The organism is Winogradskyella pulchriflava, from assembly GCF_042434315.1.
In the GTDB taxonomy this organism is placed as follows: Bacteria; Bacteroidota; Bacteroidia; order Flavobacteriales; family Flavobacteriaceae; genus Winogradskyella; species Winogradskyella pulchriflava.
This window is the reverse complement of sequence record NZ_JBHLTQ010000003.1, coordinates 323558-340510: the sequence shown is the minus strand read 5'-3', so window position 1 is coordinate 340510 and position 16953 is coordinate 323558. Positions and strand designations below refer to the sequence as shown.

Genomic DNA, 16953 nt, shown 5'->3' with positions numbered 1-16953 from the left:
GATTTATGGACGAATTTCTTAAAGATAATTATGATTTAATTACATCTTTAATTGAATTTGTAGCTGCAATAACAGGTGTGTTATTGTATAAAAAATACAAAAACACACCTGTTAAATATATCATTTACTTTTTGGTCTATACTTTTTTTGTAGATTTAATAGGTGGTTACCCTAACTTTCTTAAAAAAATAGGATATTTTCATCTAATTGAAGATACTTTAATTGAGAAGAACTACTGGTGGTACACTATTTTTTGGTGGATTGGTCTATCTGCAATAATGTTTTATGTTAATAGCCGTATAATTAAAACGAATCGATTAAAAAAAATACTCCAGTATGGGTTTTATTTGTATCTATTTCAGGTCGTTTTGTTTATTGCGTTTAGGTTTAAAAGCCTATTCAGTTATGAAAGATTTATAAGTATTGCTAGTTTATGGATTATAATGCTATGCATAGTAATCTACTTTTTTGAGACATTACGATCAGATAAGATTATTTTGTTCTATAAATCAGTTTATTTTTATTTCAATACTCTATTTTTTGTTTGGGTTTTAATAATTATACCAATGAACTTCTTTGAAGTTTATAATGTAACAGATGATTGGAATTATGTACTTTTTAAATGGAAAATATACTTAACACTCAACACTTTTCTTTATTTATCGCTTTCAGCTGCATTGATATTTTGCAAGCCGGAGAACGATTAATAAGTACAAAGGCAGAACGAAATCTAATTTTGTACATGATTATTGTAATTATAATCATATGTACATTGGTTATTCTTTTTTTTATTTTTTACCAAAAACGAAAAAATCAACTTTTATTAAAAAATATAGAGCAACAAAAAGCGTTTGATGAAGAGCTTTTTAAGACCCAACAAGAAATTCAAGAAGAAACCTTAAAGCATGTTGGCAGAGAGTTACACGATAATATTGGGCAAATGCTTGTGATGTCTTCTATGCAAATGAATGCCGCTGTAAAAGTTGTGGATGATGAAGCTAGGACGAAAGTTAAGAATGCGGCAGAAACACTAAAAAGTACCTTAGAAGAAGTTAGGGCGTTGTCAAAGTCATTGAATAGTGATGTAATTTTTAATTTAGGTTTTAATGCCACAGTTAAAAATGAAGTTGAGCGACTAAATAAAACAGGCTTAATTCAGTCTAATGTATCAATAACAGGCAATAAGATAGATTTTGAAAACAAAAAGGACGAGATTATCTTATTTAGGATAATTCAGGAATTTATTTCAAATACACTAAAGTATGCTGAAGCGGATCAACTTAACATTGTTTTAGATTATCAGCAAGATTATTTAGACATTAAAATTGAGGATGATGGAGTAGGGTTTGATATGATTGATGCTAAGAATGGTTCTGGAATGACCAATATGCAAAAACGTTCTGAATTGATTAATGCTACGTTTCAACTAAAATCTGAACAAGAAAAAGGTACTGTACTTAGTTTAAAATACCCTTACAGAACAACTTAAATTTCACAGGCTTGCCAAAGCGCATCATTTGGTAGCGGTGCTGTTATATTAATGCCTTCCTTTTTTACAGGATGAATAAACTGTAATGTTCTAGCGTGTAGGCTAATACTAGCATCTTTATTGCTGCGATCAAAACCATACTTTAGGTCACCTTTTATAGGGCAACCAATAGAAGCTAATTGCACTCTAATTTGATGGTGCCTCCCAGTTTCCAAATCTATTTCTAGTAAATAAAAGTTATCAAGTTTTTGAATGATTTTGTAATGAAGAATGGCTTTTTTGCCACCTTCAACGTCTTTCGGATAAGCAGTAGATTTATTATTTTTAGGATTCTTTTTTAACCAATGGACTAAAGTGTCATTTGTTTTTGGTGGTTCATTTTTAACCAAAGCCCAATACGTTTTTTTAGCAGATTTTTCAGCGAATAATTTGTTAAGCCTAGGCAATGCTTTACTAGTTTTAGAGAATAATACAATGCCAGTTGTTGGTCTGTCTAAACGATGTACTACACCTAAATATACATTCCCTTCTTTTTTGTATTTATCTTTTAAATAAGACTTTACCACCTCACTTAGCGGCTTATCACCAGTTTTGTCACCTTGTACAATATCTCCAGCACGTTTGTTAACGACTATAATATGATTGTCTTCGTATAAGACCTGAAGATTGGATTTGTTAGATATAATTTTAGACATTTGAGACTAAATTACCGAAAATGCCTAAAAGAATAAGAATAGTATTTCCAAATAAACCGATATATTTTTTGTAATCACCAGTTTCATTCTTTACATAAGATAAAATACCTAAAATTATTCCTAGTAGTGTAAAACCTAAAGCCATAAAGCTAAAAACAATAATGTGATTAGGATAACTGATAAAGAATGTCGATTTAATAGCAAAGTATGACACTAATATGTTAAGTATAATAGCGGTAATAAAAAACACAAAAGACCAATGCTTGTATATCATATTGTTATTCTAATACTGCTCAGAATCATTTGGAAAATCAAGTGACTTCACATCCTTTACATACTGCGAAATTGCAGTTGTCATATCTTCATAAAGGTTCATGTATCTGCGTAGAAAGCGAGGATTAAACTCGTGTGTCATACCAAGCATATCATGCAAAACAAGTACTTGTCCATCTACACCATCACCAGCACCAATGCCAATTACAGGTATTGATACACTTTCGGCAACTTCTTTTGCTAAAACAGCAGGAATTTTTTCTAATACGATTCCAAAGCAACCCGCTTTTTCTAGCATTAGAGCATCTTCTTTAAGTTGTTGTGCCTCTTGTTCTTCTTTAGCTCTTACAGTATAAGTCCCAAATTTATAAATAGACTGAGGTGTTAAACCCAAATGTCCCATTACTGGAATACCAGCGTTTAAAATACGTTTGATAGATTCCTTTACTTCTTTACCGCCTTCCATTTTAACAGCATGTCCTCCGGACTCTTTCATTATTCTAATGGCAGAACGTAAAGCTTCTTTTGGATCACTTTGGTAACTTCCAAAAGGTAAATCTACTACCACTAAAGATCTATCAATAGCTCTTACAACTGAAGAGGCATGATAAATCATTTGATCTAGAGTAATAGGCAATGTAGTCTCATGACCAGCCATAACATTACTGGCAGAATCACCAACCAAAATCACATCAATACCAGCACCATCAACGATTTTAGCCATTGTGTAATCATAGGCGGTAAGCATGGATATTTTTTCGCCTCTAGATTTCATATCCACAAGGCTCTTAACTGTAATTCTTTTGTATTCTTTTTTGGCTACTGACATTATGTATTTATTATAATTTTGTAAAAATAATGAGTTTTGTTAAACTTTTCTTTAATCGAAGCAACAAATACTATCAAATCTGTAATTTGCTTTAAAATTTTAAACTTATGAAACATATACTACTCCTATTTGCATTTGGCTTAACATTGTCGCTAAATGCACAAGACAAAGAACAAGAAAATGTAAAAGCAACCATTTTAGAGTTCTTTGATGCGTTTCATAAACAAGATACTACAGCCTTAAAAGATATGGTTACCGATAAAATCATTTTACAATCAATTTCAACGGATAACAATGGTAAAACAGTTTTGAAGCATGATGATTTTAATATGTTTATGAGAAATATTGCTAGTATTCCAAAAGATAGAACTTTTGAAGAAAAGCTACTAGATTTCAGTATCCAAATAGATGGTAGTATGGCGAATGCTTGGACACCTTACGAGTTTTGGTATCAAGGTAAATTTAGCCATTGTGGTGTGAATTCTTTTCAGCTCATAAAAGAAGACAGTAAATGGAAAATTATGTATTTGGTAGATACAAGACGAAGAAAAAATTGTCAAAGAAATTCTGAAGATTAAACATATTTCTTAAAAGGATTTACTTGCAAAGGAAACTGTTCTATATTGAAAGTTGTAATTATTAGAATCATTAAGTTGTTCAATTATTTCTTCTTTAGATGATTTTATTTTCTCTTTTAAAATAGCTGAATATGTGTTCATTGGAAGGGTTATGGCACTTCTTCCTTCTTCTAAATTTGTGTTTATTAGTGTGCCATATTGATTGGGATCGTTAGATATAGCAGATAAAAATTTTAAAGGCTGCTTGAAACTTTCACCTATATATGCAAAAATTGCATCTCCTTCCTGACTTAAGTTTAAGTTACCTATTGTAAAGCCATAGTTTGAATTAGGTTTATATTTAATATTGGTAAAATTTATTTCTGTAAATGCTGGTAACATTGTTGTACCGGAATTCCAAGCTAAGTTGTTTTCTGATGTCCCAAACCTGTTTCCATTCCATTCATCGTCTGTAAAAAAAATTGTTGTATTGGGTGCTATATCCTTTAATAATACAATTGAAAAACTATCATTGTTTTTTGAATTGTAGGATGTAAACGCAATGTCGCCAGTATCTAGCTTGTTTTTTGAATTGTCAATTAAAAATGTAATCAGAATTAATATTGATAATAACAATAAAATTTTGGAGTCTTTCATGATATAATTATGATTTACCCCAAATTTCTATAAACCATATAAATTGATGATAAATATATGTTTATTAAAATGTAAAAAAGCGAGAAGTGTCTTTAAATAATTGTAAGTGTAATGTTATCAATATTATTTTTATATTATCAACAATCCGACAAATGCACACCAACAGCCAAACCACCTTCAGAGGTTTCTTTGTACTTGGTATTCATATCTTTTGCGGTTTCCCACATGGTGTTTACAACTTTGTCTAAAGGTACTTTAACATTGTTTGGATCTGTTTCTAGAGCTAATTCAGCAGCATTAATGGCTTTTATCGCACCCATTGAATTACGTTCTATACAAGGAATTTGAACTAATCCTCCAATAGGATCACAAGTTAAGCCTAAATGATGCTCCATTGCTATTTCTGCAGCCACTAAAACTTGCTCAGGAGTTCCACCCAATAATTCACAAAGTGCTCCAGCTGCCATCGCAGAAGAAACTCCGATTTCAGCTTGACAACCTCCCATTGCGGCACTAATGGTTGCACCTTTTTTAAAGATACTTCCAATTTCACCAGCAACTAGTAGGAATTTTTTGATGTGGCTAAAATCAGCCTCATGATTTTCAATAACCATGTAATACATTAAAACAGCAGGAATAACACCAGCACTACCATTAGTTGGTGCAGTAACGACTCTACCCAATGAAGCGTTGACTTCATTTACAGCTAAGGCAAAACAACTTACCCATTTTAAAATCTGTCTAAATTTTACTTCTGTTTTTCTAATGGTTTGTAGCCATTCCTCATGACTATTGTATTTAAAATCGCCAATTAAGTTTTTGTGCATGTCATAAGCACGTCGTCTTACATTGAGTCCGCCAGGTAGATTACCTTCGGTATGGCAACCTATATACATGCACTCTAACATGGTACTCCATATACGCTGTAATTCAAAATCAATAGAATCTTCTTCTCTAATTGATTTTTCGTTTTCTAAAACAACACCAGAAATCGGTAAGTTCAATTGGTTGCAAAACTTCAGCAATTCTTCTCCGTAAGAAACAGGATACGGAAATGTACAATAGAATATAATTTTATTGGCTTTAGAGATTTTTCGTTCTTCTTGTACTACAAATCCACCACCAATAGAGTAGTAAGTCGATTTGTAATTTCTGCCATTGATTAAGGCAGTAAATGACATGCCGTTGGCATGAAATGGTAAAAATTTTTTATTGAATATTATATCTGAGCTAGCCGTAAAAGGTAAAGACTTTTCGTTGTTAAAATTTAATGTATTAGTGTTTTTTATAGATGCAATAATAGTGTCTATAGTATCAACAGGTATACGTTCAGGATCCGCACCACTTAAACCTAATAAAACGGCTAAATCTGTGGCGTGACCTTTTCCAGTTAAAGATAGTGATCCATATAAGTCCACGGTAATTTTTTCAACTTTATCAAAACGTTTTTTATCTTTAAGTTCTTTGATCCAACGTTCTGCAGCGCGCCATGGTCCTAAGGTGTGAGAACTGGATGGTCCTACACCGATTTTTAGCATATCAAAAACAGAAATACATTCCATTCAACCCATTGATTTAGTATAGTGCAAATATACATTTTGTTTTAATGGATTTATGCATAAAAAAAAGCCTAAACCTAAGTTCAGACTTTTAAAAATTTTAAATATTTTCTATCTATTGTACAAATTCCATTACAGAATCATAATCATTAAGATCGATATCAGAACTGTTTACAAAGTCTACAGGCAGTATAACAATTCTGAAAGTCTGATCTAAGCGGTCAAGCTCTGATAATGAACCAAGGTCAAAAGAAGGTGGTGCATATAAATATAGGTCTACAAAATCAAAATTATGATCAAAGTTATATTGAAATTCATCTCCATTTTCAGTATAAGCAATTTCAGGAAGTGGCCTCCATACATTAAAGCCATCGTTATCTATACCTACAAGTCTGTATACCAAAACCATATCGGTATCTAATAACTCTATATTAAGAGGGATTTCTAAACCCGTGAAATAGCCATTTGAAGATGTAAAGTTTACAGTTCTTTGAAAAGATTGTCCTGCAAAAAAGTTGTTTTGAACATCAATAATTTCTTCGGTAGTACAGCTGTTAAATAAGAAAATTGCAAAAATAAAGGATAATATACGTTTCATAAGTAATAGTTTTTTAAGGTTAACATCAAAGTGTGTACCAAAGTATGGATATTTAAAACAATTTCTCTAAAGTTTAATCTGACATCATGTCACATTTTTTGTCATGGCATAATACTTGACTTATAATTGGCGAGTTTAAAATTAAAACACAACATAAACATACATATTAATTATGAGTAAGATTATTGGAATTGATTTAGGTACAACCAACTCTTGCGTTTCTGTAATGGAAGGTAATGAGCCAGTTGTAATCCCAAACGCTGAAGGTAAGAGAACAACGCCTTCGGTTATCGCTTTCGTAGAAGGTGGTGAAATTAAAGTTGGAGATCCAGCAAAGAGACAAGCAGTAACAAACCCAACAAAAACAGTTTATTCTATTAAACGTTTTATGGGTAATAAGTATTCTGAATCTAAACAAGAGGCAGAACGAGTACCTTATAAAGTGGTAAAAGGAGACAACGATACTCCAAGAGTAGATATCGATGGTCGTCTTTATACTCCACAGGAATTGTCAGCTATGATTCTTCAAAAAATGAAGAAAACAGCTGAAGATTATTTAGGACAAGATGTAAGCAGAGCTGTAATTACAGTACCAGCATATTTTAACGATGCACAACGTCAAGCTACTAAAGAAGCTGGTGAAATTGCTGGCTTAAAAGTAGAACGTATTATCAACGAGCCAACTGCAGCTGCTTTAGCTTACGGTATGGACAAAAAAGGTACTGACCAAAAAATCGTAGTATTCGATTTTGGTGGTGGTACACATGATGTTTCTATCCTTGAGTTAGGTGACGGAGTATTTGAAGTATTATCTACTGATGGTGATACACACTTAGGTGGTGACGATGTTGATGAAAGAATTATTGATTGGTTAGCAGAAGAGTTTATTAAGGACGAAGATATGGACTTACGTAAAGACCCAATGGCTTTACAACGTCTTAAGGAAGCTGCTGAAAAAGCAAAGATTGAATTATCATCTTCTGCACAAACAGAAATTAACTTGCCATATGTTACAGCAACAGCTAGTGGACCAAAGCACTTGGTACGTACATTAACACGTTCTAAATTTGAGCAGTTAATTGACGATTTAATCAAGCGTACAATAGAACCATGTCAAACAGCTTTAAAAGCAGCAGGTTTATCAAAATCTGATATTGATGAAGTAATTTTAGTTGGTGGTTCTACACGTATTCCTGCAGTACAAGAAGCTGTAGAGAAATTCTTTGGAAAAGTGCCAAGTAAAGGTGTTAATCCAGATGAGGTGGTTTCTTTAGGAGCAGGTATTCAAGGTGGTGTATTAACAGGTGATGTAAAAGACGTTCTTTTATTAGACGTAACTCCATTATCTCTTGGTATCGAAACTATGGGTAACGTTATGACAAAGTTGATTGAAGCAAATACCACGATTCCGACTAAGAAATCGCAGATTTTCTCAACAGCAGCAGATAATCAGCCATCGGTAGAGATTCACGTATTGCAAGGTGAACGTCCAATGGCAGCAGATAACAAAACAATTGGTCGTTTCCATTTAGATGGCATTCCACCAGCAAGACGAGGAACACCTCAGATTGAAGTAACGTTTGATATTGATGCCAATGGTATCATTAAAGTATCTGCTACAGATAAAGCAACTAACAAGTCTCAAGATATCAGAATTGAAGCATCATCTGGATTAACAGAAGAAGAAATCCAAAAGATGAAAGCAGAAGCAGAAGCTAATGCAGAAGCAGATGCTAAAGCTAAAGAAACAGCTGATAAATTAAACGCGGCTGATGCTATGATTTTCCAGACTGAAAGTCAGCTTAAAGAATTTGGTGACAAATTATCTGATGATAAAAAGAAGCCAATTGAAGATGCGCTTGAAGAATTGAAAAAAGCATACGAGACAAAAGATATCGCAGTTATCGATCCAGCTTTAGAGAAAATCAATGAAGCATGGAAAGTAGCAAGCGAAGAAATGTACAAAGCACAAGCAGAAGCTCAAGGCGGAGCTGCAGGTCCTGAAGCTGGAGCGCAAGGTCAGCCAGCAGATGAATCTAGCGATGTGGAAGACGTAGATTTTGAGGAAGTAAAATAGATTTGTCATGCTGAACTTGATTCAGCATCTCATAAATACAAACGCAACCATTAATTTGGTTGCGTTTTTTTGTTGTGATATTTCAAAAAATATTTAATTAGATTTACAGTGAACTAATGAACATATAATTGAGTTTAAGAAGAAATATTTTTTGGTTGTTAGACAGGGTTAATGGCAGTCTTTTAAAAAAGTTATATAAATACACATATGATGTTTTAGAGGCAAAAGACAGAAAATGGGCTGTAGCTGAGAATAAAAAACAGCTACAAAAGTTATTGGCTCATGCCCAAGAAACTACAGAGTTTTATAAAGGTAAAGGATTTAAAAAACTACAAGACTTTCCGGTAATTAATAAAAATGTTATTAGAGAGGATTTTGACGCCTTCTTTTCTTCAAAATTCAAAAAAAAAGAATGCAAAGTGGCTTCAACCAGTGGCTCAACAGGTTCGCCTTTTAGTCTTTATCAGAACCCAGAAAAAGTAAAGAAAATTCAGGTAGATAATATTTACTTTTCATCAAAATCTAATTTTGAAGTAGGAGATTTCTTAGCGTTTATTAGAATCTGGCCTAAGACGATAGGTTTTAAATTAAGAATGAATTTTCTTCTTAAGAATTTTATGCCATGGAATATTTTAAATCTATCAGAAAATGGCATTGCGCAACTTATTGCCAAACTAAACAAACGTAAAGGACACGTTAGTTTTTTAACCTATCCGACGGCTTTAGAAAAGATTTGTAAATACATAGATAACCTAGAAGAAAATCCTATAAATTTTAAAACCAAATCCATTATTACAATTTCAGAATCCTTAAATTCTTATACAAAAAGAAAGACATTGGAATATTTTGGTGTTACGCCCTTATCAAGGTACTCTAACAATGAAACAGGGATTATGGCACAGCAAATTGATGCTAATGATTCAAAATTTAGAATTAATGATTCTAGTTATGTCATGGAAGTTCTCGAGTTAAATAGTGATAATGCAGTAGAGCATGGACAACTAGGGAGAATAGTGCTTACGGATTTATTCAATTTTGCAACACCTTTAATTAGGTACGATACAGGAGATATTGGTATTATGGAAAAGGATAGCAAAAATGTATCATTTTTTACTGAAATTTCAGGAAGAAAGGTTGATCAGTTATACGATACCAGCGGAAACTTAATCTCATCACATCTGTCATTACGACTTATGGATTATGGAAAGTTTAAGCAGTTTCAGTTAGTACAAAAAAGTAAAACAGAGTATCATATTAACTTAAACACTGATAAGGCTGTAGATGAAACTAAATTAATATCAGATTACAAAGTGTATTTTGGAAAAGATGCCATCGTTAAGGTTAACTATGTTAATGAAATACCATTATTGGCTTCAGGAAAAAGACGAGAAGTTGTAAATGAGTATTACAAATAATTAAGCTGAGTTCTTAACACCTAAACCTCTTTCTTTAATGGTATTTATTGGCACACCATAAGCTAATTTATAATTACCAATAGATTTTAATACTAAAGAAGCAGCACCAATAATTGTATGGTGTCCAATAGACAGATTCTGACTCACAGAAGCACTTAGACTAATAGAAGAACAAATTCCAATACTTACATTACCACTTACTGTTGCACCTGATGCTAAACTCGAAAAATCAGCCATTGTAGAATCATGACCCAATGATGCTTTTGTATTTAACAGACAAAATTTCCCAACTTTGGCATTTGCATTTACAATGGCACTAGCCATAATTACTGTTCCTTCTGGTATAACTATGTCATTAGCTAAAATGGCATTAGGATGTATTATTGGGACAAACTCTAAACTTGAAGCAATTTTAACGATGTTTTTATAAGCTCTATATCTTGTAATATTGTCTCCAATACCTATTACAATACCATGGATATTGAATTTCTTAATGAGGCTTGGAAGTAATTCTAAATTACCAATGACTTTATATCCATAAACTTCTTGGTTGATTGATTTGTACGAATCTATAAAGCCTATAAAATTATAATTGTTGTTTTTTTGAATGATATCAACAATCATCTTGGCATGTCCGGAAGCACCATAAATTAAAATATTTTTCATTTTCAATAAATTAGGTTTAGACATAGGCTTTAGCATAAAAGCATTTACTTCTGTCATTGATAGATTTGGTTTGAGTATTCAAAGATATCAACATTGTAGTGGTTAGATATCATAAATAAGGATAAACGGTATGATTTCATCCATAAAAGTGATATGCAGCACTGTTTTACCGATTAAAAACACTGATTTTTTGAAGTATTGTTTTGTAAGTTTGCAGAATTATGGATGCATTCAACCTTTCAATTTCAAAACTTTTACCAAAGCGCCTAGCAATAAAACTCAATGCAAAAGGGGAGCAATATGTTGTTAAAGGGCATCCTTGGGTGTTCTCAAATAGTATTGTTAAAATAAACGATGATGCTAATACAGGTGATTTAGCGATAATTTTTAGCAAAAATAAAAACAAAGTTATAGGTATTGGTCTATACGATGCCGAATCACCAATACGTATTAAGGTTATTCATAATGCTGAAACTAAGGTTGAGATTAATGCCGATTTCTTTCATCATAAAATAGAAGAAGCCTATAAAAAACGTTCAGAATTACTTCAAAACCATACCAACAGTTATCGTTTGCTTTTTGGTGAGAATGACGGATTTCCTGGGTTAATAGCAGATGTTTATTATAATGTTTTGGTGGTAAAACTATATTCCGAAATATGGTTACCATATCTAGAAGATATATTAAAAAGTTTGCAACAAATTTCTAAAGCAGAGACCATTGTGATGCGTTTAAGTAGAAGCTTGCAAAACAGTAACAATCTTGAAATTAAAGATGGTGAGGTAGTTTATGGTGTTTTAAAAAATGAAGTAGTACAATTTATTGAGCATGGTGTAAACTTTAGTGCCAATGTAATTAAGGGTCATAAAACAGGTTATTTTTTAGACCATAGAGATAACCGACGGAGAGTTGGTGAGATGAGTAATGGAAAATCGGTTTTAGATGTATTCTCCTATGCAGGAGGTTTTTCGGTACATGCATTAGCCAATGGCGCAACAGAAGTTACCAGTTTGGATATAAGCAAACAAGCTCTGGAAATCGCCCAGGAAAACGGAAAGCTAAACACGTATTCTGGTATCCATAAAACCATTGCAGGTGATGCGTTTGAAGAAATGCAAAAACTCATAAACAAAAAAAAGCGTTTTGATGTTGTAGTAATAGATCCACCAAGTTTTGCCAAACAACAATCGGAAATAGATTTAGCCAAAAAGAAATATGCACAATTGGCAGAACTAGGAGAGAAGCTTACTGCTAAAAAAGGGCTTTTGGTATTGGCATCATGTTCTTCTAGAATTTTAGCACAGTCTTTTTTCGATTTAAATCACAGAGTTTTAAACGAACAACAAAGACTTTTTGAAACAGTATTAAAAACACAACACGATGTTGATCATCCTGTAAGTTTTCTAGAAGGAGCTTATTTAAAGTGTGGATATTATCAATTTTTGGAGTAAAAGTGTTATGCATGCATAATAATATTTGTCTTATATTTGTCTTTCAAATTTAGAAATTATGACTACCAAACTAACCGAATTGCTCAATATAAAATACCCAATTATTCAGGCTCCAATGTTTTTGGTATCTAATGTTGCCATGGTTACAGAAGCCATGAGAGCTGGTATTGCTGGTTGTATTCCTGCGTTGAATTACAGAACTTTAGAAGAGTTGAGAGCTGCAATCCAAGAGTTAAAAGCTAACAAAGTTGAAGGTGGCTCATTTGGGTTTAACTTAATAGTGAATAAATCTAACATTAAATACAAAGGCCAGTTAGAGGTTTTGTGCGAAGAAGGTTGTGATTTTATTATCACGTCGCTAGGTAGTCCAGAAGAAACCATAAGACAAGCCCATGCTGTTGGTATTAAAGTGTTTTGTGATGTAACAGATTTAAAGTTTGCCAAAAAAGTAGAAGGCTTAGGAGCAGATGCTGCCATTGCGGTAAATAATGAAGCTGGTGGTCATAGAGGTAATTTGTCGCCACAAGAATTAACGAGTTTATTAAATAAAGAATTAAATATTCCTGTAATTTCTGCAGGTGGAGTAGGCTGTAAGGCAGATATTGATAAAATGTTGAGTTATGGTGCTGCTGGTGTTTCTGTTGGTAGTCCGTTTATAGCCTCCGTTGAAGCAGGAGTTACTGATGAATATAAACAAGCTTGTGTAGATTATGGTGCCGAAGATATTATAATGACAGAGCGTATTTCTGGAACACCATGCACAGTGATTAATACACCTTATGTTCAAAAAATAGGAACCAAAGCCACTTGGTTAGAAAACTTACTCAATAAAAACCGAAAGCTTAAAAAATGGGTGAAAATGGTACGTTTTTCTATAGGTATGAAAGCTACCGAAAAAGCTGCTAAAAAAGCAACTTATAAAACGGTTTGGGTTGCTGGACCAAGTATTGAGCATACAAAAGCTATTCTTCCTGTAAAGGATATTGTTGCTAAACTTATTAATTAAAAGAAGCTAATAATTCCTCTTTCTTTTTCTTCCTTTTCTTTCGTTTTCCGGTAAAGATGTTGAAGGTATAACTAGCAGTTAGACCACCAAGCGCAGTAGATACTAATTCGCTTGTGTCAAATTTTCCGCTTATAATATTACCGTCGTAGAATTCTTTAGAAAATCCAGCTAATGACGAAAGACCAAAGCTATACCAAAAGGCTTTCTTTTTATTTTTGGTCTTAGAATATACGTAGGCATAAGTTCCACTAGATATGGCAGCACCTACTACAAAATGCAATCCATCATCGCTTAAGGTGACTTGTGCAGGACTAAAATTAAAACAGATAAAAGCAAATAATACAAGTATAATTTTCATGTTTGGTTGGTTAATTGAGTGTAAAATAAACTTTTAAAAATTAAGTACTTACAATATTCGTTTGGCTTTATATTTTTACGATAAAAGGAGAAAGACTATAAATAAAGTGTTATTATCTAGCATCTAAACCTTGTTTGGCAATACATATTTCAGGTATTAATGATGACATTTTTTTTCTTTCCCGATGAAGTGGTAAACAATAAAACCACTCATTATGAAAACCCTAACATTTCTTTTTGTTTGTTTATGTATTAATATTTCATTTTCTCAAGTAGGTATTGGCACAACAAATCCAGACCCTTCTTCTGCTTTAGAAATTGAAAGCACTACCTCAGGAATACTCATTCCAAGAATGACACAAGCGCAACGATTAGCTATAGGCTCTCCAGCAGTTGGTCTTATGGTATATCAAACTAATCTATCCCTAGGATTTTGGTTTTATGATGGAGTAAGTTGGAACCAGTTAACATTTGGAGCCTCTGGTGAGTTTCAAAGTATTGGTGGTATAGTGCAGAATACAACTAATGTTGGAAGTGATGATTTTGTGTTTGGCAGTACAACTTTGTCTGGTTCAGATTCCCGTTTCTTTTTCGATAAAAGTAAAGCGGCATTTAGAGCAGGTGAGGCTTTTGGAAATGAATGGGATGATGCTAATGTAGGAAATAATTCTATAGCTCTAGGTTCAGGAAATACAGCCTCAGGTGATGGGAGCTTTGCTTTTGGTCAGTATGCAACAGCATCGGGAGACAATTCAGTTTCATTTACAGGAAGCAATGCCTCAGGTAGCCAGAGTTTGGCAGGTATCAACAGTTTGGCATCGGGAACTTTTTCAATAGCTTTACAAGGAGGTGACGCTTCTGAAGAGTCGAGTATTTCAATTGGTCCAAGTTCATCATCAGAAGCTCAAGAGGGCATTGCTATAGGAAGTTCGAGTACGGTATCGTCATCAGCAAATAATGGCTTGGCCTTGGGTTCATCAAACTCGGTCACTGCTGCCAATGGGACTGCCATTGGTTCTAATAACATAGCCTCAGGTGATGGAAGCTTTGCTTTTGGTCAGTATGCAACAGCATCGGGAGATAATTCAGTTTCATTTACAGGAAGCAATGCATCAGGTAGCCAGAGTTTGTCAGGTATCAATAGTTCGGCATCGGGAACTTTTTCAATAGCTTTACAGGGAGGTGACGCTTCTGAAGAGTCGAGTATTTCAATTGGTCCAAATTCATCATCAGAAGCTCAAGAGGGCATTGTGATAGGAAGTTCGAGTACAGTATCGTCATCAGCAAATAATGGCTTGGCCTTGGGTTCATCAAACTCGGTCACTGCTGCCAACGGGACTGCCATTGGTTCCAATAACATAGCCTCAGGTGATGGGAGCTTTGCTTTTGGTCAGTATGCAACAGCATCGGGAGACAATTCAGTTTCATTTACAGGAAGCAATGCCTCAGGTAGCCAGAGTTTGGCAGGTATCAATAGTTCGGCATCGGGAATTTTTTCAATAGCTTTACAGGGAGGTGACGCTTCTGAAGAGTCGAGTATTTCAATTGGTCCAAATTCATCATCAGAAGCTCAAGAGGGCATTGCTATAGGAAGTTCGAGTACGGTATCGTCATCAGCAAATAATGGCTTGGCCTTGGGTTCATCAAACTCGGTCACTGCTGCCAATGGGACAGCCATTGGTTCCAATAACATGGCCTCAGGTGATGGAAGCTTTGCCTTTGGTCAGTTTTCAATAGCATCGGGAGACAATTCAGTTTCATTTACAGGAAGCAATGCCTCAGGTAGCCAGAGTTTGTCAGGTATCAATAGTTCGGCATCGGGAATTTTTTCAATAGCTTTACAGGGAGGTGACGCTTCTGAAGAGTCGAGTATTTCAATTGGTCCAAATTCATCATCAGAAGCTCAAGAGGGCATTGCTATAGGAAGTTCGAGTACGGTATCGTCATCAGCAAATAATGGCTTGGCCTTGGGTTCATCAAACTCGGTCACTGCTGCCAACGGGACTGCTATTGGTTCCAATAACATGGCCTCAGGTGATGGAAGCTTTGCCTTTGGTCAGTTTTCAATAGCATCGGGAGATAATTCAGTTTCATTTACAGGAAGCAATGCCTCAGGTAGCCAGAGTTTGGCAGGTATCAATAGTTCGGCATCGGGAACTTTTTCAATAGCTTTACAGGGAGGTGACGCTTCTGAAGAGTCGAGTATTTCAATTGGTCCAAATTCATCATCAGAAGCTCAAGAGGGCATTGCTATAGGAAGTTCGAGTACGGTATCGTCATCAGCAAATAATGGCTTGGCCTTGGGTTCATCAAACTCGGTCACTGCTGTGAACGGGACTGCTATTGGTTCCAATAACATGGCCTCAGGTGATGGAAGCTTTGCCTTTGGTCAGTTTTCAATAGCATCGGGAGACAATTCAGTTTCATTTACAGGAAGCAATGCCTCAGGTAGCCAGAGTTTGGCAGGTATCAACAGTTCGGCATCGGGAACTTTTTCAATAGCTTTACAGGGTGGTACAGCTTCTGCATCCTCAAGTGTTGCGATAGGAAATAGTTCTCAATCATCTGGAAATAATAGTGTGGCTATTGGTATATCAACAATTGCGTCTGGTGATCGTAGTGTTGCCATAGGCAACGATGTAAGAGCTTATTCGTTTTCCGAAATGGTTTTTGGATTTAATGAAGAGGCTTATACTCCTGCCAGTACTTTTGCAAATAACGCTAACGACAGACTTTTTGTTGTAGCAAATGGTGATGCTACACCTCTTATACCTAACAATAATAATGCATTTACAATCTTAAAGGATGGCAGAACAGGTATAATGCGTATTCCAACCACAAATATTTTAGAAGTCAACGGAAATGCATCAAAAACCACAGCTGGCGATTGGTTGGCTAATAGTGATAGACGCTTAAAGAAAAACATTCAAACATTTAATGAACAAGAAGCATTGCAAAAATTATTACAAATGCGTGGAGTAACTTACCAATGGAATGATAACCAAACCGGAAATAACAGGCCAGAGGGACAACAATATGGTTTTATAGCTCAAGAATTACAACAAGTATTTCCAGAAAATGTAAGCAAGGATAATCAAGGGTTTTTTCAAACAGCCTATGGTACTTATGATGCGCTTTATGTGCAGTCCATAAAAGCCTTAAACTCTAAAATTGAAAACCTGGAAAAAGAAAATAAGAACCTTAAGGCCAAACTTGACGAGTTGTATGAGATGGTGAAAGCGCAGTATGAGCGTGAATAAAAACAGGTACGTTTAATCAATAACATAAATGTCATATAGAACGCAGTCAAAATATTGTAATACT

16 protein-coding genes are annotated in these 16953 nt (G+C 34.3%); 8 read left to right on the top strand and 8 right to left on the bottom strand.

Annotated elements, in window-relative coordinates; genetic code table 11:
• Positions 1–5 precede the first annotated feature (5 nt).
• Positions 6–707 (top strand): hypothetical protein, encoded by a 702-nt coding sequence (locus ACFFGA_RS07705; protein WP_386062042.1) that lies wholly within the window; start codon positions 6–8, stop codon positions 705–707.
• Between the two features lie 35 nt (positions 708–742).
• Positions 743–1489, top strand: coding sequence for a sensor histidine kinase (locus ACFFGA_RS07700; protein ID WP_386062039.1), 747 nt, complete (start codon positions 743–745; stop codon positions 1487–1489).
• On the opposite strand, the gene ACFFGA_RS07695 is transcribed toward ACFFGA_RS07700, so the two are convergent.
• From ACFFGA_RS07695 to panB, 3 genes are read right to left on the bottom strand one after another with little or no spacing between them, the layout of a single operon-like run.
• Positions 1486–2184: an RluA family pseudouridine synthase gene (locus ACFFGA_RS07695; RefSeq protein ID WP_386062036.1), complete on the bottom strand. Its 699-nt coding sequence runs from the start codon at positions 2182–2184 to the stop codon at positions 1486–1488. The two genes, ACFFGA_RS07700 and ACFFGA_RS07695, sit on opposite strands and share 4 nt — an antisense overlap.
• Positions 2177–2458, bottom strand: a complete 282-nt coding sequence (locus ACFFGA_RS07690) for a hypothetical protein (protein WP_386062033.1) — start codon at positions 2456–2458, stop codon at positions 2177–2179. Before ACFFGA_RS07690 ends, ACFFGA_RS07695 begins: the two co-directional genes overlap by 8 nt.
• 9 nt (positions 2459–2467) lie before the next feature.
• Positions 2468–3286 (bottom strand): 3-methyl-2-oxobutanoate hydroxymethyltransferase, encoded by an 819-nt coding sequence (panB, locus tag ACFFGA_RS07685; protein WP_386062030.1) that lies wholly within the window; start codon positions 3284–3286, stop codon positions 2468–2470.
• A 107-nt stretch (positions 3287–3393) separates the two neighbouring features.
• On the opposite strand from panB, the gene ACFFGA_RS07680 reads away from it, so the two are divergent.
• A complete protein-coding gene (locus ACFFGA_RS07680) occupies positions 3394–3864 on the top strand; it encodes a nuclear transport factor 2 family protein (protein WP_386062027.1) in 471 nt (156 codons plus the stop codon).
• A 9-nt stretch (positions 3865–3873) separates the two neighbouring features.
• On the opposite strand, the gene ACFFGA_RS07675 is transcribed toward ACFFGA_RS07680, so the two are convergent.
• The 3 genes from ACFFGA_RS07675 to ACFFGA_RS07665 all read right to left on the bottom strand — a co-directional run bounded on the left by ACFFGA_RS07675 (position 3874) and on the right by ACFFGA_RS07665 (position 6657).
• Positions 3874–4500, bottom strand: a complete 627-nt coding sequence (locus ACFFGA_RS07675) for a hypothetical protein (protein WP_386062024.1) — start codon at positions 4498–4500, stop codon at positions 3874–3876.
• Between the two features lie 137 nt (positions 4501–4637).
• Positions 4638–6062, bottom strand: coding sequence for an L-serine ammonia-lyase (locus ACFFGA_RS07670; protein ID WP_386062021.1), 1425 nt, complete (start codon positions 6060–6062; stop codon positions 4638–4640).
• 112 nt (positions 6063–6174) lie between these two features.
• A complete protein-coding gene (locus tag ACFFGA_RS07665) occupies positions 6175–6657 on the bottom strand; it encodes a hypothetical protein (protein ID WP_386062018.1) in 483 nt (160 codons plus the stop codon).
• Positions 6658–6829: 172 nt separating this feature from the next.
• On the opposite strand from ACFFGA_RS07665, the gene dnaK reads away from it, so the two are divergent.
• Both dnaK and ACFFGA_RS07655 read left to right on the top strand, forming a co-directional pair.
• Positions 6830–8734 (top strand): molecular chaperone DnaK, encoded by a 1905-nt coding sequence (gene dnaK / locus ACFFGA_RS07660; protein ID WP_386062015.1) that lies wholly within the window; start codon positions 6830–6832, stop codon positions 8732–8734.
• Between the two features lie 128 nt (positions 8735–8862).
• Positions 8863–10149, top strand: coding sequence for a phenylacetate--CoA ligase family protein (locus ACFFGA_RS07655; RefSeq protein ID WP_386062012.1), 1287 nt, complete (start codon positions 8863–8865; stop codon positions 10147–10149).
• On the opposite strand, the gene ACFFGA_RS07650 is transcribed toward ACFFGA_RS07655, so the two are convergent.
• Positions 10150–10872: a NeuD/PglB/VioB family sugar acetyltransferase gene (locus ACFFGA_RS07650; protein ID WP_386062009.1), complete on the bottom strand. Its 723-nt coding sequence runs from the start codon at positions 10870–10872 to the stop codon at positions 10150–10152.
• Positions 10873–11036: 164 nt separating this feature from the next.
• On the opposite strand from ACFFGA_RS07650, the gene ACFFGA_RS07645 reads away from it, so the two are divergent.
• Both ACFFGA_RS07645 and ACFFGA_RS07640 read left to right on the top strand, forming a co-directional pair.
• Positions 11037–12266 carry a class I SAM-dependent rRNA methyltransferase gene (locus ACFFGA_RS07645; protein WP_386062006.1) on the top strand — a complete coding sequence of 410 codons (1230 nt, stop codon included), beginning with the start codon at positions 11037–11039 and terminating at the stop codon, positions 12264–12266.
• Between the two features lie 58 nt (positions 12267–12324).
• A complete protein-coding gene (locus tag ACFFGA_RS07640; protein ID WP_386062003.1) occupies positions 12325–13272 on the top strand; it encodes an NAD(P)H-dependent flavin oxidoreductase in 948 nt (315 codons plus the stop codon).
• On the opposite strand, the gene ACFFGA_RS07635 is transcribed toward ACFFGA_RS07640, so the two are convergent.
• Positions 13265–13630 carry a hypothetical protein gene (locus ACFFGA_RS07635; RefSeq protein ID WP_386062000.1) on the bottom strand — a complete coding sequence of 122 codons (366 nt, stop codon included), beginning with the start codon at positions 13628–13630 and terminating at the stop codon, positions 13265–13267. The genes ACFFGA_RS07640 and ACFFGA_RS07635 overlap by 8 nt on opposite strands.
• 214 nt (positions 13631–13844) lie before the next feature.
• On the opposite strand from ACFFGA_RS07635, the gene ACFFGA_RS07630 reads away from it, so the two are divergent.
• Positions 13845–16889 carry a phage tail-like protein gene (locus tag ACFFGA_RS07630; RefSeq protein ID WP_386061998.1) on the top strand — a complete coding sequence of 1015 codons (3045 nt, stop codon included), beginning with the start codon at positions 13845–13847 and terminating at the stop codon, positions 16887–16889.
• The last annotated feature ends 64 nt before the right edge of the window (positions 16890–16953 follow it).